The following is an 18,354-nucleotide window of genomic DNA, read 5'->3' on the forward strand; positions in this document are numbered from 1 at the left end:
CTTGCAGACTTTTTCCGGGAACCCTTTGCCGAGAATGTTTCAAAGGTGAGACAAAACCCTGCGCAGGCAACCCGCAAATGCGGATAAACCGCTCTGGAACAGGGGTTTCAGCGACGTTGTATCAATGACTTAACAAAACCGATGACCAAACGATGAAAGGCGCTGAAATGGGTGGTTTGAGACAGAGAGGGTGTTTCAGGATCGGACACTTTCCCCCAAAAACAGGGGGGGATGGTGGGGAAATTGCCCCAAAGGCCGGTCAGGCATCGAGCAATCGGGTCACGGCGTTCAGTGCCTGGAATCGGCGTTCTGCCCAGTCTCCGTGCAGTACTTGAACCGGTTGTGCGTGGCGCTCGAGCCAGGCCAGGGTCTGCTCGAAAAATGCCTGGCGCTCACTCAGTCGGGGCTGGCAGCGCTGGCCATCATCCGTCCAGTCGACGTGTTCCGGCGACAGCAGCAAGTGCAAGTCGTAATGCCGGGCCAGTAGCGCTTGTTCGATCCAGGCGGGGCAGTCGCCAAACAAGGTTTGGCTCCAGAGGATATTGCTCAGCAGGTGCGTGTCGAGGATGAGCAAAGGCGGTTGTTGCGCCCGCGCTTCGTCTTCCCATGCCAATTGACCGCGGGCGATCTGCGGAATGTCGGCCAAGGTGGTGTCCCGCGGATTCTGCTCGATGAACCAGCGCACATACTCGTCGACCAGAACCCCGCCGAAACGCTGTTGCAACTCGGCCGCCAGCCAGCTTTTACCGCTGGATTCGGGGCCTGTGAGTACCAGGACTTTCATGCGTGCAATGCCGGATCGGCGCGCCACTCGCGCCAGCCCTGCACGGCGATAACGGTGAACAACCCGTACAGGGTGGCGGTCAGGTACAGGTCCTTATAGATGAACAGCCCGACGAAAATCACATCCAGGGCGATCCACAGCGGCCAGCACTGGACACGTTTTTGCGCCATCCAGACCTGCGCCACCAGGCTGAATCCGGTCAATGCCGCATCGAGCCAGGGTTGCGCAGCGTCCGTCCAGTGGGCCATGGCCGCCCCCAGCAACAGGCTGCCGATTGCACCGATGGCAAGGCTCAACGCCACAGACCGGGTATCGAGCCGACTGACTTCGCGGCCATGGGTCGTTTCGCCAAACCGCGTCCACTGCCACCAGCCGTAAAGCTGCAAGGCGGCATAAACGACTTGCAGCAGCATGTCCGAATACAGCTTCACCTCAAAAAAGATCCAGCTATACAGCAGCACCATGACCAGGCCGATGGGCCAGCACCAGGGGTTCTGTTTGACCGTCAACCAGACGGCAATGACACCGAGGGCGGCGGCAAACAGTTCAAGCCCGGACATGGAGGTTCCTTGGGGAAATCGAAGAGGGGGCGGATTGTAACCGGATTGGCGTCGGGAATCCCGCGGCGCAAGGTGTGCTTCATTGGCGCGCGAAGCAATCCTGAAATCGGTCGTGATCTTGCGGGTACAGCCGCGGATTCTTGTTCCTGTCATAAATCATTGCCAGCATCCAGCCACGCTTTGCCGCACGAGCCTGTGCGAGCGGCGATTGATAACGCGGCAGCGCCAATCGGACTTGTCTGATAGGATTTCGGCCCCGCACGGGTAAACCCCGAATCAGGGTTGTTTTTTCACAGGATTTTTACGGTTCAGTGGTGATCCTTGATGCGTGGGGCTTCAGCTACGCTGATCGCAATTCAAGCTTTTGAAAAATACTAACGGGGCATGCCGACGCGCATAGCCTTTTGGGGGATTGATGGATCTTTGGACCGCCTTTCAGGCATTGATTCTTGGGGTTGTAGAAGGGCTGACCGAGTTCCTGCCCATTTCCAGTACCGGCCACCAGATCATCGTGGCCGACTTGCTCGGCTTCGGGGGCGAGCGGGCGATGGCGTTCAACATCATTATTCAGTTGGGTGCCATCCTGGCGGTGGTGTGGGAGTTTCGACGCAAGATCTTTGACGTGGTCATCGGTCTGCCGACCCAGCCGGGTGCGCGGCGGTTTACCGCGAACCTGCTGATCGCGTTCTTGCCGGCCGTGGTGTTGGGAGTGATCTTCGCCGACCTGATTCACGAGTACCTGTTCAATCCGATCACTGTGGCAACGGCACTGGTCGTGGGCGGGTTCATCATGTTGTGGGCCGAGCGCCGGCAGCATGAAGTACACGCCGAAACAGTGGATGACATCACCTGGAAAGATGCCCTGAAAGTCGGCTTCGCCCAATGCCTGGCGATGATTCCGGGCACTTCGCGTTCGGGCTCGACGATCATCGGCGGGTTACTGTTCGGCCTGTCGCGCAAGACCGCTACCGAGTTTTCGTTCTTCCTGGCGATGCCGACCATGGTCGGCGCAGCGGTGTACTCGGGCTATAAATACCGTCACCTGTTTGTCCCGGCGGATTTCCCGGTGTTCGCGATCGGCTTCGTCACAGCGTTCGTCTTCGCGATGATCGCGGTCCGCGGGCTGCTCAAGTTCATCGCCAACCACAGCTATGCGGCGTTTGCCTGGTATCGCATTGTGTTCGGCCTGATCATCCTGGCGACCTGGCAATTCGGCTGGGTCGACTGGAGCGCGGCCAAGCCGTGAGTGACTCGCGCTCGCGCAATAACCCCGGACGCCAGTCCGGGGGACAGGTCCGCTATTCACGGCTGAAGTGGCTGGTGTTTGCAATCCTGTGCGCGTTGCCGTTGTCAGGCTCGGTGTCGTCATGGCTGCACGGGGTATCTCTGATTCCTCTGGCGGCCTACGGCATCGTCAGCGTCGTGACGTTTTTGCTGTACTGGAGCGACAAGCGCAAGGCCCGCGCCGAGCAATGGCGTACGCCGGAGAATGTCCTGCATGCGCTGGAGCTCGCCGGTGGCTGGCCCGGCGCCTTGCTGGCCCAGCAAGCGTTTCGGCACAAAACCCGCAAAGTCTCGTACCAGTTGGTGTTCTGGATCATCGTGCTACTGCACCAGGTGTTCTGGATTGACCACCTGTTCCTCGGCGCGCACCTGTTCGCCTTGTTCCGATAAAACAAGGACCTATAGCAACATACCGACTTGAGTGCGCTTTGGCAGTCTGCTGACCACCAATTGGTGGGAACGCTGCAGCAATCCCTGTAGTTCTTCGCTACCGAGCGGGTAGGGCGTTTCCATGATGATCCACTGGGCGCGCGCCAGATAAGGCGCCGGATGAATCCCCGGACGGTCGCAATGACCGAGAAACAGATCCTTGTCGACCTTGAAGGCCAGGGAATCACCCCGCAGGCCCTGCAAGGCGAACATCTTGTTCCCGGCAATCGAAAACACCCGCACGCCTCCCCATTTATAGTCTTCCCGTGCTCCGGGCAGGGTAAGGCAGAATTTCGCGACATCCTCTTCGCTCATCCGTCCGGCTTTCATAACAAGCGTTCCCCACAGGCATTGAATGACTCGACCAAGTGGTCAATCCAGGCGCGTACCGCCGGCATGACCCCGCGTCGATGAGGATAGACCGCTTGCAGCCAGCCACCGGGCAACGACCAGTCGGGCAACAACTGCACCAGTGAGCCGTTTTCCAGTTCCTGCTCGCAATACATCATGGGCAGCATCGTAAAGCCCAGACCAGAGAGGGTGCTGGCCTTGCGCACGATAAAGTCATCGATGCCCAGCCGGGCCTCGAGCGCGAGTTCATAACTTTTGCCTTTTTGATCCAGCAGGCGGATGTGCACCATACGGTCGGCTTCCAGGGCGCCGAGCACTGGCAGGCTTTTCAGGTCCTCGGGATGGTTGATCTCACGACCAACGAGGAAGCCGGGACTGGCGACCATCAGCATCTGCGCCTGACGCAGACGGCGGGTGACCAGCAGCGGGTCTTCGTCGCCAAGCTCCCGCACACGCAGGGCCACGTCAATGCCTTCGTTTACCAGGTCAACCCGCCGGTTGAGCAGCATCACCTCCAGCTGGACTTGCGGAAAGCGTTCCAGAAAGTCGCTGATCACCCCGGGCAATATTTCATGGGCCAGCCCGACGGGGCAGGACACCCGCAAACGCCCGCGAGGCTCGCTGGACATGCTGGCCACAGCCTCGTCGGCCATTTCCGCCTCCAGCAGCATCGCCTGGCAGTGCCTGAGGTAGCGTTCACCCACGGCAGTCAGCTTCAGCTGTCGGGTGGTGCGTTGCAGCAATCGTGCGCCAAGGCGTTCTTCCAGTTCGGCGATGCGCCGTGACAATCGTGACTTGGGGATGCCCAGCAAACGCCCGGCCGCCGCGAATCCCCCGGCTTCCACGACTTTGGCGAAGTAATACAGGTCGTTGAGGTCTTGCATGATGTGAATCCGATTGTTCTATCTGTGGGACGAACTATCGCATTGTTGCCGTCTAATCAGCTATTGGTTTCGTCTGTAGGATTAGTCCCATCAGATCGCCCTTGTGGGCGATCCTCACCTGGAGATCCCACATGAAACTGCTGCATATCGATTCGAGCATTCTGGGCGACAACTCGGCTTCCCGTCAGTTGAGCGGCGAAGTCGTCAAGGCCTGGCAAGCCGCCGAGCCAACCGCTGTGGTGACCTACCGCGACCTGGCCGCCGACGCCATCAGCCACTTCTCCGCCACCACCCTGGTCGCCGCCGGCACCACCGCTGAACTGCGCAACGCCGCACAACAGCACGAAGCCGAACTGAGCGCCTCGACCCTGGCCGAATTCCTCGCCGCCGATGCCGTGGTGATTGCCGCACCGATGTATAACTTCACCATTCCGACTCAATTGAAGGCCTGGATCGACCGCATCGCCGTTGCCGGCCAGACCTTCCGTTACACCGAAGCCGGCCCTGAAGGCCTATGCGGTGGCAAGAAAGTCGTGATCGTTTCGACTTCCGGCGGCATGCACGCCGGTCAGGCAAGCGGTGTTGCCCACGAAGAGTACTTGAAGTTGCTGTTCGGTTTCATCGGCATCACCGACATCGAAATCGTCCGCGCCGAAGGCCTGGCTTACGGTGACGACGTTCGCAACAAAGCCATGAGCGCTGCCCACGCACAAATCAGCGAGCAGTTGTTCGCCGCAGCGTAAGGCTTGCGTAAAAGTAGGCAACCGTACAGGTAAAGCCCCAAAAAACTCTGTAGTCTGGTTACGCAAGTACCAGCTACGGAGTTTTTTGTTTCTGGTCGTTTCAGATTGTGGCCTGACTTATGCAGTCAGGGTTCACGTCACAAGTCCGGTAACAAGGTGGGGCATCCGATGATGCGTCTTTGTGCAACTTTACTGTTTTGCCTGCTCAGCAGCTTGAATACAGTGCACGCCGCGCCTGCACCGCATCCTCACTGGAGCGTCGGCTTCCACGAGATGACTTTCCTCGACCCGCTGGACCTGCAGCCGATGCGTGCCATCGCCTTCTATCCTTCCAGTGATCGGGAGCACACCAGCAAGCTCGAGGGTTACACCGTCGAAGCCGGAGAGGACACCAAGGTCGCCATTGGCCGGTTCCCGATGCTGATGCTGTCCCACGGAAACACCGGCACCCCCCTGGCACTGCACGACCTTGCTACGTCGCTGGCGCGCAAAGGTTTTGTCGTGGTGGCGGTGATTCACCCCGGTGACAACTCCAGAGACCACAGCCGACTCGGTACTTTGAGTAACCTGTACGGCCGGCCGATCCAGATTTCCGAAGCCATTACCGCTACCTTGGGCGACCGTATGCTGTCGCCGTTCGTCAATGCCGACCAGGTGGGGGTCATCGGTTACTCGGCCGGTGGCGAGACCGCATTGATTCTGTCCGGCGCGACCCCGGACCTGGATCGCCTGCGCCGATACTGCCAGGAGCGCCCGGATGACCACGATGCCTGCAACACCCAGGGCGAATTGATTGTCGACCGCGACGACCTGCAACCGGTGCCTGATCCTCGCGTCCACGCCTTGATGCTGATGGCGCCGTTGAGCCTGAAGTTCGGCCGCCACACCCTGGCCGATGTGCATGTGCCGGTGCTGCTTTACAGCGGCGATGGCGACAAATTGGTGGCAGTCGACAAGAACGCCGCGGCACTGGCGCGCAAACTGCCGACGGCGCCTGACTTCAAGTTATTGGCCGGGGCAGGGCACTTCGTGTTCATGGCGCCATGCAATGACGAGCAGATCGTGATCATGCCCGCGCTGTGCACCGATGCCGATGGCGTCGATCGGCAAGACATTCACCGCAATCTGATCTCTGAAGCCGGACGCTTCTTCTCGCGCACACTGGGCAGGGCGACTCGGGCGGGTATGCAAACGGCTGATCAGTGAGTGTCCTCGACCCTCTGTGGGAGCGGGCTTGCTCGCGAATACGGTGTGTCAGTAGACATAAGTACTGCCTGACACGCCGCCTTCGCGAGCAAGCCCGCTCCCACATCAAGCCATCGCGCGGCGCTTGAGCAACAACGTCAGACCAAGGCCTGTCACCGACAACAACGCCGCACTGAAGAAAATCCACGCATAACCCAGGTTCAACGCCACTGCGCCCATCAACGGGCCTGCGATGGCCAGCGCCAGGTCGAAAAACACCGCATAAGCACTCAGGCCCGCGCCCCGGCTGGAGCTGGGCACCTGCTTGATGGCCTCGACACCCAGCGCCGGATACACCAGGGACAGGCCGAACCCGGTCAGGCCGGCGCCAATGAGCGCATACCCGGTCGAAGGTGCCAGCCACAGCAGCACCAGGCCAACCGTCTCAATGCACATGCAGGCAATGGCCGACGTGAACCCGCCGAAACGACTGATGGCGGATATGAACAACAGCCGCGACAGAATGAAACACACGCCAAACACGGTCAGGCAGTAGGCCGCGCCAGTCCAGCCGCGATTGACGTAGTACAGTGTGATAAAGGTCGTCAGGGTGCCGTACCCAATGGACGCCAGGCTCAGGCTCGCGCCAAACGGCGCAATGCGCCCGAACACCGCCCAGAACGGCAAACGTTCACCGCGCACCACCGGCACCGAGGGCTTGTTGCGAATCAGCAACAGTGCGGCCAGGGCCAGCAGCGACAGGGCGATGCCCAGGCTGGCGAAACCCAGTTGTTGCACCATGACCACGCCCAGCGGTGCACCAATGGCAATCGCCCCATAGGACGCGATGCCGTTCCAGGAAATCGAGCGCGCGGTATGCTCGGCGCCCACCTGGCCCATGCACCAACTGATGGTGCCGACGCCGATCAACCCTTGGGCGATCCCCAGCAGCAGGCGCCCGGCGATCAGGATCAGCAGGCTGAGCAAGGGAAAGCCTTGCAACAGGGTCGACAGCAAGGTCAGCACGCCGCTGAGCACAATCCCCGACAAGCCATAGATGATTGCGCGCTTGGTGCCGATGCTGTCGGACATCCGCCCGGCCATGGGCCGGCTGAGCAGGGTGGCGAGGTATTGCGAGCCGATGGTCAACCCGGCCACGATGGCACTGAACCCGAGTTGTTCGTGGACATAACCCGGCAATACCGCAATCGGCAAACCGATGCAGAGGAAGGCAATAAAGGTATAGAAAACGATGGAGACGATCTGCAGGGTGATCGCCATAGAGCTTTGCGGAGCAACTTGCTGCACAGACATGATGGCTCGTTCGCGGGCGGCGGTGGGAGAACTGCATCATGGCGCGGCGTTGTCATAAAAGGAAGCAGGCTAACTAATTTTGCAGTCATTGATGGCCTCTTCGCGATCAAGCCCGCTTGCTCGCGAAGGATTCTGCACCCAGAAAATCCCACCCATGAAACGCAAAAAGCCCCGTCACATGGACAGGGCTCTTAACTTGTAGCTTGCAGCTTAAAACTGATAGCTGCCCTTAGAACACCACACCCTGGCTGCGCAGGTAGTCGTCGTAGGTGCCGCTGAAGTCGGTCACGCCGTTAGGGCTCAACTCGATGATGCGGGTGGCCAGAGACGATACGAACTCACGGTCGTGGCTGACGAAAATCAGCGTGCCCGGGTAGTTTTCCAGCGCCAGGTTCAGCGACTCGATGGATTCCATGTCCAGGTGGTTGGTCGGTTCGTCCATCACCAGAACGTTCGGCTTTTGCAGGATCAGCTTGCCGAACAGCATGCGGCCTTGCTCACCACCGGAGATGACCTTGACCGATTTGAGAATCTCATCGTTGGAGAACAGCATGCGGCCCAGGGTTCCACGGATGATCTGCTCGCCCTGAGTCCACTGGCCCATCCAGTCGAACAGGCTGACGTCGTCTTCGAAGTCATGGGCGTGGTCCTGGGCGTAGTAGCCCAGCTCCGCGCTTTCGGTCCACTTCACGGAACCGGCGTCCGGGGTCAGCTCGCCCATCAGGGTGCGCAGCAGGGTGGTCTTGCCGATACCGTTCGGGCCAATGATCGCCAGGCGCTCGCCGGCTTCGACGGTGAAGCTGAAGTTCTTGAACAGGGTCTTGCCGTCGAAGCCCTTGGACATCTGCTCGATGGTCACGGCCTGGCGGTGCAGCTTCTTGGTCTGTTCGAAACGGATGAACGGGCTCACGCGGCTCGATGGCTTGACTTCGGCCAGCTGGATCTTGTCGATCTGCTTGGCGCGGGAGGTGGCCTGCTTGGCTTTCGAGGCGTTGGCCGAGAAGCGGCTGACGAACGTCTGCAGTTCGGAGATCTGGGCTTTCTTCTTGGCGTTGTCCGACAGCAACTGCTCGCGGGACTGGGTTGCCGCGGTCATGTACTCGTCATAGTTGCCCGGGAACAGGCGCAGCTCACCGTAGTCCAGGTCAGCCATGTGGGTGCAGACGCTGTTGAGGAAGTGACGGTCGTGGGAAATGATAATCATGGTGCTGTTACGCGCCTTGAGAATGGTTTCCAGCCAGCGAATGGTGTTGATGTCCAGGTGGTTGGTCGGTTCGTCGAGCAACAGCACTTCCGGATCGGAGAACAGCGCCTGGGCCAGCAATACCCGCAGTTTCCAGCCTGGAGCGACTTCGGACATCGGGCCGAAATGCTGTTCCAGGGGAATACCCAGGCCCAGCAGCAGTTCGCCGGCGCGGGATTCAGCGGTGTAGCCGTCCATTTCGGCGAATTCGGTTTCCAGCTCGGCCACGGCCATGCCGTCTGCTTCGCTCATTTCCGGCAACGAATAAATGCGGTCGCGCTCGGCCTTGACCTTCCACAGCTCTTCGTGACCCATGATCACGGTGTCGATCACGGTAAATTCTTCGTAGGCGAACTGGTCCTGACGCAATTTACCCAGACGCACGTTCGGCTCCAGCATGACCTGGCCGCCGGACGGCTCGAGGTCGTCGCCGAGAATCTTCATGAAGGTCGACTTGCCGCAACCGTTGGCGCCGATCAGACCGTAACGGTTGCCACCGTTGAACTTGACCGAAACGTTTTCGAAGAGCGGCTTGGCGCCGAACTGCATCGTGATGTTAGCTGTAGAAATCAAAGGTTTTTCCTGCGAAGCATTCAGAGTAGCTAGGGTTGCGGCAGTACCGGTTCAGTACCCGTTCCACTGTTCGGACCCGGGACATTCATCCCGATCAGCAGTGGAAGATCCATCTGGCATTTAAGTGGACAGCAGCATGTGGCGCGCTTGGCCCGAGTCAACGTAGGCTGAAAGGGGATTTTTCCCGCTCTCAACCTGGGGGCGCGTAAAGTTTGGCGGCGATTGTACTGGTCTGGCTCTTTAAACGATAGGGCGATGAGGCCTCTGCAACGCTTTGGCGGTTTTTGCGCACACATTTTCACAGTTGCAGGTTAACTATTGGTTACAAACTGTGGCTAAAATGCCATCCATCAGCTGAATGCCGACCATCGGCGTAGTTCAATGGCACTACGGTGCCGCTGTTTCGTATTCAGCCGCTGTACAAGACCCAGGGACCGGCATGCCGGGAAAGGGCGCAGTTTGTTTACTTCCGACCTGTGACGATTTTCGTGAAACTGATCATTGCCGTTCTCTACGTTGTCTCTATCGCGTATGTCCATCTGCGTGGTCAAGTACGCCATAAGCTGGGTCGCCAGTTGAGTGATCACTCGACGTTTCTGGCACCGATCAATTGCTTTCTTTATCTGTTTTCGAAAATCCCCAACAAGCCTTATCTCGACCCGGTCGACTTCCCCGACCTGAGCCCACTGCAGGCGCATTGGGAAGAAATTCGTGCCGAAGGCCAGAACTTGCTTCACGCCGGCGAGATCAAGCGTTCGAATCAATACGATGACGTCGGTTTCAACTCGTTTTTCAAGACCGGCTGGAAGCGCTTCTATCTCAAGTGGTACGGCGATAGCCACCCGTCGGCCATGAAACTCTGCCCGCGCACCACCGAACTGGTACAGGGCATTTGCTCGATCAAGGCGGCGATGTTCGCCGAGTTGCCACCGGGCTCCAGACTGGTGCGCCATCGCGACCCGTATGCCGGTTCGTACCGTTATCACCTCGGGCTGGACACACCCAACGCCGACGGTTGCTACATCAATGTCGATGGCAAGAACTACCATTGGCGCGATGGCGAAGCCGTGATGTTCGATGAGACCTACATTCATTACGCAGAGAACACCACGCCGCACAATCGCATCATTTTGTTCTGCGACGTCGAGCGGCCGATGAAATATCGGTGGGCAGCGGCATTCAATCGCTGGTTCAGTCGCCATGTCATGTCGGCGGCAGGTGCACCGAACGAGGACGGAGACCGGACCGGCGGGCTCAACCGACTGTTCAGCAAGGTCTACAAGGTTCGCCTGCGCGCCAAGGAACTGAAAAAGCGCAACCGCAAGCTTTACTACCTTGAAAAGTGGTCGATCTTTGCCGGGTTGCTGGTGGTGTTCATTCTGATCTGAGCCGGGTGTTGGGGCGGCAGGCCTCATCGCGGGCAAGCCACGCTCCCACAGGTTTGAGTCAACCACAAATGTCATGAATGCCCACCGTCCATTGTGGGAGCGAGCCTGCTCGCGAAGAGGCCGAATCAACGCCGTGTTGCATCGTGCCGGGGAGTTTTTGGTTAACAAATCCGAACCTCGGGCGTAGCGTGGTATCGAAGTCCTTATCCACGCGGACGCAGAGAGGCACCCCATGAACCGATATGCGTTTGGCGCCATCGCGCTGGCCTTGAGTACCGTATTGGGCCCACTGGCCCAGGCCGATGCCCTTGCTCCGTTGCAGTTGGCCCAGAACCTGCCGGGCAGCACCCGCAACAACCCTTACAACAGTCCGATTCAGCGGGCCAATCCCAACAGCATGCAAGGCACCCAACCCAGTGCCCCGGCAATACGCGGGCCGAATACCGTGCCGGTCCAGCGCTCGCCGACGCTGGACAACGGTGGCATCGGTAATCGCTATCCCGACCGGACAGCTCCCGCCAGCCCACCGAAATTCATTCCCAATCCTCCCCCACGAGACACCGGCACCAGCAACCGTTGAGTGGCAGGCATGACGTCTGCCCGCTATTTTTCACCAGGCCCCATTTCCATCAGAAAAGGAATCCTGCATGTTGCGTAAAAACCTGTTGGCAACCCTCTGTGCCGGCGTATTGATCAGCGCCACCGTCCCTGTGCTTGCCGCGCCCACCCAGACGATGAAAAGCGAAGAAGGCACCCTTGAGGTCACCCCCGTCGTGACAGGGCTGGAGCACCCCTGGGGGTTGGCATTCCTGCCGGATCGTAAAGGCATGCTGGTGACCGAACGGTCCGGCAACCTGCGGCTGGTGACCGCCGAGGGCAAATTGTCGGCACCGCTCAATGGTGTGCCCACGGTCTGGGCCAAGGGGCAGGGTGGATTGCTCGACGTGGCGTTGTCACCGGATTTCAAACAGGACCGGATGGTCTATCTGTCCTATGCCGAAGGTGGCGGTGAGGGTAACAAGGCCGGTACTGCGGTGGGGCGCGGCCGGCTCTCTGACGATCTGACGGCGCTCAAGGATTTCCAGGTGATCCTGCGTCAGGAACCCAAACTCTCGGTCGGCAACCATTTTGGCTCGCGGCTGGTGTTTGATCGCGACGGCTATCTGTTTGTGACACTGGGGGAAAACAACGACCGCCCGACCGCCCAGGATCTCGACAAGCTGCAAGGCAAAGTGGTGCGCATCTACCCGGACGGCACGGTGCCCAAGGACAACCCCTTTGTCGGCCAGGCCAACGTGCGCCCGGAGATCTGGTCCTACGGGCAGCGTAACCCGCAAGGCGCGGCGCTCAACCCGTGGAACGGCACGCTGTGGGAAAACGAACACGGCCCTCAGGGCGGCGATGAAATCAACATCATCGAGCGCGGCAAGAATTACGGTTGGCCGCTGGCGACCCATGGCATCGACTACTCCGGTCAACCGATTCCCGAAGCCAAGGGTGATACCGCCGAAGGCACCGTCGCCCCGAATCATGTCTGGGAAAAATCCCCGGGCCTGAGCGGCATGGCGTTCTACGATGCCGATCGTTTCAAGGCCTGGCAACGCAACGTGTTTATCGGCGCGTTGGTCAGCCAGGAGCTGATCCGCCTGGAGTTCGATGGCGACAAGGTGATCCACGAGGAGCGCTTGCTCGGGGAGTTGAAAAAACGCATCCGCGATGTGCGGCAGGGGCCGGACGGCTACTTGTATGTTTTGACCGATGAGGAGAACGGTGGCATTTACAAGGTGGGTTTGAAGTTGCCGGCAGACTAAGGCATCTACAAAAACTTGCCATTGACTTGCTATCAACGCCCGGCTAATTTCGAGCCATGACTTCCACTGTATTGCGCTGCCAGCCAAGCATTATTACCGCCATTCCTCATTTGGCGGGCTAGCTCACGACTGCAGCACCCAACCCGCCCTGGAGGCGGGTTTTTACTTTCTGTCTCCCGGGCCCCGATCAACGTCAGGAGACGACGATGAGTTTTACAACCGATCAACAAGCCCTGCTGGAACGCTACGTCAAAAAAATCCTCGCCGCGCCGGTGTATGAACTGGCCGTGCGCACGCCGTTGCAACTGGCGCCGGCCTTGTCCGAAGCCTTGGGCAACCAGATCCTGCTCAAGCGCGAAGACCTGCAACCGACCTTTTCCTTCAAGATCCGCGGCGCCTACAACAAGCTGGTGCAACTGAGCGAAGCGCAAAAGGCTCGTGGCGTGGTCACGGCTTCTGCGGGCAATCATGCGCAGGGCGTGGCACTGGCGGCGCGGGAGCTGGGGATCAACGCCACCATCGTCATGCCCTGCACGACGCCGCAACTTAAGGTCATCGGGGTGCGCAGTCGTGGTGCCGATGCAGTGCTGCACGGCGAAAGCTTTCCGTTTGCATTGGCCTATGCGCTGGAGCTGGCCGGGGAAACCGGCTGCACCTTTGTATCGCCCTTCGACGACCCGGAGGTGATCGCGGGGCAAGGCACGGTGGCCATGGAGATCCTGCGCCAGCACCAGGGGCCGCTGGACGCGATCTTCGTGCCGGTGGGTGGCGGGGGGCTGATCGCGGGTATCGCCGCTTACGTCAAATACTTGCGGCCGGAAGTTCGCATCATTGGTGTCGAGTCGGAACATTCCGCATGCCTGCAAGCGGCGATGCATGCCGGCGAACGGGTCGTGCTGCCGAGCGTCGGCACCTTCGCCGATGGGGTGGCGGTGGCGCAGATCGGCGCTTGCGGTTTTGAGGTCTGCCGGTTCTGCGTTGATGACGTGGTGACGGTCAGCAACGATGAGCTTTGTGCCGCAATCAAGAATATCTACGACGATACCCGCTCGATCACCGAACCTTCCGGTGCGCTGGCCGTGGCCGGGATCAAGAAATACGTCGCGCAGACCGGTGCTTTGGGGCAGACCCTAGTGGCGATCGACTCGGGTGCCAATATCAACTTCGACAGCCTGGGGTACGTGGCCGAGCGCGCCGCGTTGAGTGGCGCCCCGGCATGACGCTTGGGCCGGTCTACAGCGGACGCCGCAAGCGGGCGCCGCGAGGGTCCGCCGGATGGCCGGGTTATTCCTGAATGGCTTTCTCGACCTTGGTCGACGCCGACCAGATCCGATAGCGCACTTCGATGTCCTTGGGCACGTACAGCACGAGCGGCAGCTTGCTGTTGTAACGCAGCAGGAAGCCGTCACCGACCACCGGTACAAAACCCTGTTTGCTGGTGCCGCCCGGGCAGGCCATCAGCGTGCTCATCGGGCCAATGACTTTTTCCAGGCGGTAGAACGGATAGCCCCAACCCTCGAGGTTCTTCTCCTCGAGAATGCCACCCAGGCGCGGGTTATTGCAGTCGACGGTCATCGTCTTGCCGGCCAGGATCTCGACCTGGAAGTCGTTTTCCCGGGTCTGTGGCGCGAGGTGAATCACTTGGCGGGTAAACCCGTTTTCGGCCTTCGGATAGGGCGCGGTGTCTTCGAGTTTGGCGGCGTGCGCCACGCCGGCAAGCCCCAGTGCGACTAGCGCTGCGCAAGCGTTAACGGTCAAAGAACTCATGGTGCCTCCTTGCTTGAAGTGAGGGGCGGCATTCTCACGGTCGTTTGCAGTGAATGCAAACCCGGGATGCCCAGTGTGCAAATTGCAGGCTCGCCAGAGGCGCTTATTGCAAACGGTATGGCAGGTTTACAGGTGATTCGTCTAAATACTTGAATTGCCGATGAGCTGCACCGCGAAACTCAGGGTATGTTTTATGCTGTAGCTGTCCTTGAAGCTTGCCGGGATTTCAAATGAGCGAGCATTGATCGTCGGGCAGTCTCACAAAGGAGGGAGTCGCCATGTTTCTTTCTGCCTTGGAAATTCGCAATATCATCGAAAGCAGTTTTCTGCCCAAGCGCTGCCAGTGCACGCTGTCACCGGATCTGTCGATGACCGTCAAGGTCTATGCCGACGGGCAAACCGATCATCTGGATCTATTGGTCACTGGCATCGATGCTTCCGGGCTCAATGGTTGTCGGGAAATCAACGATTTGATTGCCCAACTGCGCTCCAGACAGCATCACGTCGAGGTCGAGCCGCACTCTATGCTGGGCAAAGCGCTCTAACCTGCGGTTTCGAGTTCCATGGACACGCGCCGGGTCTGGAAGAAAGCCAGGCCCAGCGCCAGTTCAACCCCGACCGCCAGCAAAATGCCCGGCCCGACATGGCCGTCGAGCCATTCGACAAAACCCAGCACAGCCAATCCCCAACAGCCGACGACGAAGCCGAGGCTCAGCGCATTGCGGGTTGCGCAAGGGGGCTCGTTGCGAACCAGAAAAGAAATCACGCTCAACGCCCCAAACAGCACGGCGGTGCGTCGCGCGACCAATCCCGCCGCGAATGAAAACTCGATATCCCAGAACGACAATAACCATTGCGTTGCAAAGCCCCAAACCAGGCTCAGCAAAAGACATAAGGCGGCGGTAAACGTCGACAGCGTGCGAAACGACAACTGCATGGCCAATCCTTGCGGGCAGAGAGGGAGGCGCTAGAGCATAGCGCCGCAACCCTCAAAGGCATACCGCCAAGTACCAAATCAGACTTTTCAGTCAGCTCTGGTTCTCGCAGGCGTCGGAAAGTTTACGGTAGGAAATTTCTGCGGGTTTTCCCGTGTCATCGATGTACTTCATCTCGGCCTTCACCACTTTGCACTCCAGGGTGTCCGGCTCGGTCAGTGAGATCACTTTGCTGACATGCAATGGCATGCCGTAGTGATAGGGCACGGCTTGAGAGGTCGGGGTGTCATTGGCCTGAGCCAGGCCGGTAAACGCGGTGCAGGCGAGGGCGGCGGTAACCAGCAGGGTGCGAGTGTTCATCAGCGATCTCCGGTGCGGACGGAATGTCAGTTCGATGTGGCGCTTGTCGAACTTGCCGCACTGGGCGTCAGAACAGTCTGAGGGCGTGCGGTCCAGTGAAGTGTTGGACCGCACGGTTAAACGAGGGTTAACCCGGCTGAACGCCGCTTGTCGCGGATGCGCGATCCTGTGTATCAGTTAAGACCATCGGGCGCCTGATGGAAAGTTATCGCGAGCAGGCCCTCGAACTCAGCGCAAATCCAGTTGCTTGCGATAAGGCAAATCCGGCCCGGTCTTGCTGCACGTCAGCGCCGCCGCCTGCACCGCGAACTTCAGCATGCGGTCGATCTGCTCGCGGCCAAGTTGCTTCACGCCCTCTACCGAGTCCAGTTGCTGTTCGGTCAGCCAGGTAATCAGCGCCGCCTGAAAGGTATCGCCCGCGCCCACAGTGTCGGCGATTTTTACCCCACAGGCAGGAGTCGACCACGAGCCGTGAGTCCGGCTGAACACGCTCGCGCCTTCGCCACCCCGGGTCAGGAACACCAGCTGACAGCGGTGCTGCAGCCAGCCTTCGATCACCTGCGCCGGGTCCTGGCCGGGGTACAACAGATGCAGGTCCTCGTCGCTGACCTTGATCAGGTCGGCCAACTCCACCAGGGTCGCGATCCGGTTACGCCACAGGTCGATGTCCGGCTCCGGGTTCAGGCGCACGTTCGGATCGAGGCTGATCAGGCGCTTGCCGCTTTCCCGGCGCACCAATGCCAATAGCGTGTCGGCAATCGGCTGCACCACCAGGGAAAACGAGCCGATATGCAGGCCGCGTACCTCAGGCCCGAGTGCCGGCAGGTGCTCCGGTTTCAGTTGTCGATCCGCGCAGCCTTCGCCACGGAAGCTGTACTGCGGCGAGCCATTGGCCCCGACCGCGACCATCGCCAGGGTGGTCGGCGCGGCAAAATCCAGCAGGAAGTCCTGACGCACGCCTTCATCTTGCAACACTTGCAGCAGGCGCCGGCCCAGGTAGTCAGTGGACAACCCGGCCAACAGCGCCGCGTCCACGCCCAACCGGCGCAAGCCCACCGCCACGTTGAACGGCGAGCCACCGGCAATGGCTTTGAAATTCACTTTGGACGCCAGACCGCTGGCGTCGTTTTCACTGAAAAAATCGAACAGCGCTTCGCCACACACCAGGTACATAGTTGTTCACTCTTTAATTAGGGTTGCGACTTGCTGTTGATAGCGTTCATATGCCTGCTGGCAGGCTTGCACATTGTCGGCGACCGGCAGGGTCTCACTGGCCGGGTCGAGTTTCACGCAGCGCTCGCACAAATCCGCCAGGCTGTGTTCGCGCCCGTTCGCCCGGGCTGCGCACCAGGCCGCCTGAATCGCCGCACCCAAGGCTGCGGCCTCGCTTTGTTCGGTGCAGATCACCGGTGTATTCATGGCATCGGCGACGATCTGCCGCCAGACCGCACTTTTTGACCCACCACCAATCAGCCGAATGCTGCGGCTTTGTAAGCCATTGCGGCGTAGCAGGTCCAGTCCGTAACGCAAACCGAACGTCGTGCCTTCGACCACCGCGCGGCACAGGTTGGCCCGGGTCAGGTTGGTCATGGTCAAACCCGACAGGCTGGCGCTGGCATGGGGCAGGGCAGGCACCCGTTCGCCATTGAAAAACGGCAGCATGCACACACCTTCGGCCCCGATCGGCGCCTGGGCAACCAGTTCGTTGAACTGATCGATGTCGAGGTCCAGCAGGTCACGAATCAGGCCGGTGGCATTGGTCAGGTTCATGGTGCAGATCAACGGCAACCAGCCGCCACTTGAAGAACAGAAGGTGGCTACCGCGGCATCTGCGGCGACGTTCGGTTGATCGGCGTAGGCGTACACCGTGCCCGACGAACCGAGGCTCATGGTGATTGCACCGGGCTGGATGTTGCCGGTGCCGATGGCCCCCATCATGTTGTCGCCACCGCCACTGGACACCAGTGCCCGGGGGTTGATGCCCAGGTGTTCGGCAATGCCCGGCAGAATCGTGCCGACCGCCTGATGGGCATCGATCAGCTCCGGCAGCGCGGCTTGCAGGCGTCCGCTGGGGTCGATGTCACGCAACAATTGCAGATCCCACTGGCGCGTACGCACATTGAAATACCCGGTGCCCGAGGCATCGCCGTATTCGCTGCAACTGCGGCCGGTGAGCCAATGGTTGAGGTAGTCGTGGGGCAGCAGAATGCGGGCGATCCGGGAGAACACCTCGGGATGCTGCTCTTTGGTCCATAACAGCTTGGATACGGTGTAGCCCGGCGCAATGACCACGCCGAGGCGTTCCAGCGAACCCTTTTCGCCACCCAGATGGGCCAGCAGTCGGTCATTCTCCGGGGTGGTTTCGGTGTCGCACCAGAGTTTCGCCGGGCGCAACACCTTGCCCTGATCGTCGAGCAGCACCAGGCCGTGTTGCTGGCCGGAGACACCAATGCCGAGAATCGACTGGCCATCGACTTTGGCCGCGATCAATGCGCGGCGGGTGGCGGTGGCGAAGGCTTCCAGCCACTGGCCGGTGTCCTGCTCGCGACGGCCGTTGGCGACGCTGATCATCGTGTGGGTGGCTGCGCCTTGGCCCAGCACCTCGCCGCTGTCGGCGTCGAGGATGATGGCTTTGGTGCCCTGGGTGCCGCAGTCGATGCCGAGGAAGAGTTGTTGGGTTGTCATGCAAGATCCTTGGTCGTCAGCTCAATACAAGTCTGGATTCAGTATCCCTGGTGCCTGT

20 protein-coding genes are annotated in these 18,354 nt (G+C 59.9%); 9 read left to right on the plus strand and 11 right to left on the minus strand.

Features of this window, described 5'->3' with window-relative positions; translation table 11 throughout:
* Positions 1–259 precede the first annotated feature (259 nt).
* Both KGA85_RS07645 and pnuC read right to left on the minus strand, forming a co-directional pair.
* Complete coding sequence (locus tag KGA85_RS07645) at positions 260–784, minus strand: AAA family ATPase (RefSeq protein WP_223533436.1); 525 nt, start codon at positions 782–784, stop codon at positions 260–262.
* A complete protein-coding gene (gene pnuC / locus KGA85_RS07650; RefSeq protein WP_223457115.1) occupies positions 781–1,344 on the minus strand; it encodes a nicotinamide riboside transporter PnuC in 564 nt (187 codons plus the stop codon). The genes KGA85_RS07645 and pnuC overlap by 4 nt, the downstream gene beginning before the upstream one ends.
* A gap of 415 nt (positions 1,345–1,759) precedes the next feature.
* Here pnuC and KGA85_RS07655 point away from each other — a divergent pair, with 415 nt between their 5' ends.
* Positions 1,760–2,590: an undecaprenyl-diphosphate phosphatase gene (locus tag KGA85_RS07655; protein WP_223457117.1), complete on the plus strand. Its 831-nt coding sequence runs from the start codon at positions 1,760–1,762 to the stop codon at positions 2,588–2,590.
* On the plus strand, positions 2,587–3,018 hold the full coding sequence (locus KGA85_RS07660) for a DUF1294 domain-containing protein (protein ID WP_223534846.1): 432 nt from the start codon (positions 2,587–2,589) through the stop codon (positions 3,016–3,018). Before KGA85_RS07655 ends, KGA85_RS07660 begins: the two co-directional genes overlap by 4 nt.
* Before the next feature lie 9 nt (positions 3,019–3,027).
* On the opposite strand, the gene KGA85_RS07665 is transcribed toward KGA85_RS07660, so the two are convergent.
* A complete protein-coding gene (locus tag KGA85_RS07665; RefSeq protein ID WP_223533439.1) occupies positions 3,028–3,387 on the minus strand; it encodes an MmcQ/YjbR family DNA-binding protein in 360 nt (119 codons plus the stop codon).
* The gene (locus tag KGA85_RS07670; RefSeq protein WP_223534850.1) at positions 3,384–4,292 is read right to left on the minus strand and encodes a LysR substrate-binding domain-containing protein; all 909 of its coding nucleotides are present in this window, start codon (positions 4,290–4,292) and stop codon (positions 3,384–3,386) included. The genes KGA85_RS07665 and KGA85_RS07670 overlap by 4 nt, the downstream gene beginning before the upstream one ends.
* 131 nt (positions 4,293–4,423) lie before the next feature.
* Between KGA85_RS07670 and KGA85_RS07675 the strand changes: the two genes are divergently transcribed.
* Together KGA85_RS07675 and KGA85_RS07680 are read left to right on the plus strand one after the other, a co-directional pair.
* Complete coding sequence (locus KGA85_RS07675) at positions 4,424–5,035, plus strand: FMN-dependent NADH-azoreductase (RefSeq protein ID WP_223457126.1); 612 nt, start codon at positions 4,424–4,426, stop codon at positions 5,033–5,035.
* 168 nt (positions 5,036–5,203) lie between these two features.
* Positions 5,204–6,241, plus strand: coding sequence for an alpha/beta hydrolase family protein (locus KGA85_RS07680; protein ID WP_223457128.1), 1,038 nt, complete (start codon positions 5,204–5,206; stop codon positions 6,239–6,241).
* 105 nt (positions 6,242–6,346) lie between these two features.
* On the opposite strand, the gene KGA85_RS07685 is transcribed toward KGA85_RS07680, so the two are convergent.
* Together KGA85_RS07685 and KGA85_RS07690 are read right to left on the minus strand one after the other, a co-directional pair.
* On the minus strand, positions 6,347–7,534 hold the full coding sequence (locus KGA85_RS07685) for an MFS transporter (protein WP_223461291.1): 1,188 nt from the start codon (positions 7,532–7,534) through the stop codon (positions 6,347–6,349).
* 229 nt (positions 7,535–7,763) lie between these two features.
* Positions 7,764–9,350 carry an ABC-F family ATPase gene (locus KGA85_RS07690; RefSeq protein ID WP_223461293.1) on the minus strand — a complete coding sequence of 529 codons (1,587 nt, stop codon included), beginning with the start codon at positions 9,348–9,350 and terminating at the stop codon, positions 7,764–7,766.
* A 488-nt stretch (positions 9,351–9,838) separates the two neighbouring features.
* Here KGA85_RS07690 and lpxO point away from each other — a divergent pair, with 488 nt between their 5' ends.
* The 4 genes from lpxO to ilvA all read left to right on the plus strand — a co-directional run bounded on the left by lpxO (position 9,839) and on the right by ilvA (position 13,769).
* Positions 9,839–10,738: a lipid A hydroxylase LpxO gene (gene lpxO, locus KGA85_RS07695; RefSeq protein WP_223533884.1), complete on the plus strand. Its 900-nt coding sequence runs from the start codon at positions 9,839–9,841 to the stop codon at positions 10,736–10,738.
* 232 nt (positions 10,739–10,970) lie between these two features.
* Positions 10,971–11,318 carry a hypothetical protein gene (locus tag KGA85_RS07700; RefSeq protein WP_223461297.1) on the plus strand — a complete coding sequence of 116 codons (348 nt, stop codon included), beginning with the start codon at positions 10,971–10,973 and terminating at the stop codon, positions 11,316–11,318.
* A 67-nt stretch (positions 11,319–11,385) separates the two neighbouring features.
* Positions 11,386–12,549: a PQQ-dependent sugar dehydrogenase gene (locus KGA85_RS07705; RefSeq protein WP_223461299.1), complete on the plus strand. Its 1,164-nt coding sequence runs from the start codon at positions 11,386–11,388 to the stop codon at positions 12,547–12,549.
* A 206-nt stretch (positions 12,550–12,755) separates the two neighbouring features.
* A complete protein-coding gene (gene ilvA, locus KGA85_RS07710) occupies positions 12,756–13,769 on the plus strand; it encodes a threonine ammonia-lyase, biosynthetic (RefSeq protein ID WP_223461300.1) in 1,014 nt (337 codons plus the stop codon).
* 64 nt (positions 13,770–13,833) lie between these two features.
* On the opposite strand, the gene eco is transcribed toward ilvA, so the two are convergent.
* Positions 13,834–14,316, minus strand: coding sequence for a serine protease inhibitor ecotin (gene eco, locus KGA85_RS07715; RefSeq protein WP_223461302.1), 483 nt, complete (start codon positions 14,314–14,316; stop codon positions 13,834–13,836).
* A 278-nt stretch (positions 14,317–14,594) separates the two neighbouring features.
* Here eco and KGA85_RS07720 point away from each other — a divergent pair, with 278 nt between their 5' ends.
* Positions 14,595–14,861 (plus strand): DUF1652 domain-containing protein, encoded by a 267-nt coding sequence (locus KGA85_RS07720; protein WP_223461304.1) that lies wholly within the window; start codon positions 14,595–14,597, stop codon positions 14,859–14,861.
* Here the strand turns inward: KGA85_RS07720 and KGA85_RS07725 are convergent.
* The 4 genes from KGA85_RS07725 to xylB form a co-directional block, all read right to left on the minus strand.
* The gene (locus KGA85_RS07725) at positions 14,858–15,253 is read right to left on the minus strand and encodes a hypothetical protein (RefSeq protein ID WP_223533885.1); all 396 of its coding nucleotides are present in this window, start codon (positions 15,251–15,253) and stop codon (positions 14,858–14,860) included. The genes KGA85_RS07720 and KGA85_RS07725 overlap by 4 nt on opposite strands.
* Positions 15,254–15,344: 91 nt before the next feature.
* Complete coding sequence (locus tag KGA85_RS07730; RefSeq protein ID WP_223461307.1) at positions 15,345–15,611, minus strand: DUF2790 domain-containing protein; 267 nt, start codon at positions 15,609–15,611, stop codon at positions 15,345–15,347.
* Positions 15,612–15,839: 228 nt separating this feature from the next.
* The gene (locus KGA85_RS07735) at positions 15,840–16,784 is read right to left on the minus strand and encodes a carbohydrate kinase family protein (protein ID WP_223461309.1); all 945 of its coding nucleotides are present in this window, start codon (positions 16,782–16,784) and stop codon (positions 15,840–15,842) included.
* Positions 16,785–16,790: 6 nt separating this feature from the next.
* The gene (xylB, locus tag KGA85_RS07740) at positions 16,791–18,296 is read right to left on the minus strand and encodes a xylulokinase (RefSeq protein WP_223461311.1); all 1,506 of its coding nucleotides are present in this window, start codon (positions 18,294–18,296) and stop codon (positions 16,791–16,793) included.
* Between the last annotated feature and the right edge of the window lie 58 nt (positions 18,297–18,354).

Source organism: Pseudomonas sp. GL-B-12 (assembly GCF_019955895.1).
GTDB lineage: Bacteria > Pseudomonadota > Gammaproteobacteria > Pseudomonadales > Pseudomonadaceae > Aquipseudomonas.

What these genes read in the sequence shown, in the direction of transcription:
- pnuC (WP_223457115.1), bottom strand. Translation starts at nt 1,344, where the DNA reads ATGTCCGGGCTTGAACTGTTTGCCGCCGCCCTCGGTGTCATTGCCGTC.
- KGA85_RS07645 (WP_223533436.1), bottom strand. Translation starts at nt 784, where the DNA reads ATGAAAGTCCTGGTACTCACAGGCCCCGAATCCAGCGGTAAAAGCTGG.
- KGA85_RS07665 (WP_223533439.1), bottom strand. Translation starts at nt 3,387, where the DNA reads ATGAAAGCCGGACGGATGAGCGAAGAGGATGTCGCGAAATTCTGCCTT.
- KGA85_RS07735 (WP_223461309.1), bottom strand. Translation starts at nt 16,784, where the DNA reads ATGTACCTGGTGTGTGGCGAAGCGCTGTTCGATTTTTTCAGTGAAAAC.
- KGA85_RS07700 (WP_223461297.1), top strand. Translation starts at nt 10,971, where the DNA reads ATGAACCGATATGCGTTTGGCGCCATCGCGCTGGCCTTGAGTACCGTA.
- KGA85_RS07720 (WP_223461304.1), top strand. Translation starts at nt 14,595, where the DNA reads ATGTTTCTTTCTGCCTTGGAAATTCGCAATATCATCGAAAGCAGTTTT.
- ilvA (WP_223461300.1), top strand. Translation starts at nt 12,756, where the DNA reads ATGAGTTTTACAACCGATCAACAAGCCCTGCTGGAACGCTACGTCAAA.
- KGA85_RS07730 (WP_223461307.1), bottom strand. Translation starts at nt 15,611, where the DNA reads ATGAACACTCGCACCCTGCTGGTTACCGCCGCCCTCGCCTGCACCGCG.
- KGA85_RS07685 (WP_223461291.1), bottom strand. Translation starts at nt 7,534, where the DNA reads ATGTCTGTGCAGCAAGTTGCTCCGCAAAGCTCTATGGCGATCACCCTG.
- KGA85_RS07680 (WP_223457128.1), top strand. Translation starts at nt 5,204, where the DNA reads ATGATGCGTCTTTGTGCAACTTTACTGTTTTGCCTGCTCAGCAGCTTG.
- KGA85_RS07655 (WP_223457117.1), top strand. Translation starts at nt 1,760, where the DNA reads ATGGATCTTTGGACCGCCTTTCAGGCATTGATTCTTGGGGTTGTAGAA.
- xylB (WP_223461311.1), bottom strand. Translation starts at nt 18,296, where the DNA reads ATGACAACCCAACAACTCTTCCTCGGCATCGACTGCGGCACCCAGGGC.
- KGA85_RS07705 (WP_223461299.1), top strand. Translation starts at nt 11,386, where the DNA reads ATGTTGCGTAAAAACCTGTTGGCAACCCTCTGTGCCGGCGTATTGATC.
- KGA85_RS07670 (WP_223534850.1), bottom strand. Translation starts at nt 4,292, where the DNA reads ATGCAAGACCTCAACGACCTGTATTACTTCGCCAAAGTCGTGGAAGCC.
- eco (WP_223461302.1), bottom strand. Translation starts at nt 14,316, where the DNA reads ATGAGTTCTTTGACCGTTAACGCTTGCGCAGCGCTAGTCGCACTGGGG.
- KGA85_RS07675 (WP_223457126.1), top strand. Translation starts at nt 4,424, where the DNA reads ATGAAACTGCTGCATATCGATTCGAGCATTCTGGGCGACAACTCGGCT.
- KGA85_RS07725 (WP_223533885.1), bottom strand. Translation starts at nt 15,253, where the DNA reads ATGCAGTTGTCGTTTCGCACGCTGTCGACGTTTACCGCCGCCTTATGT.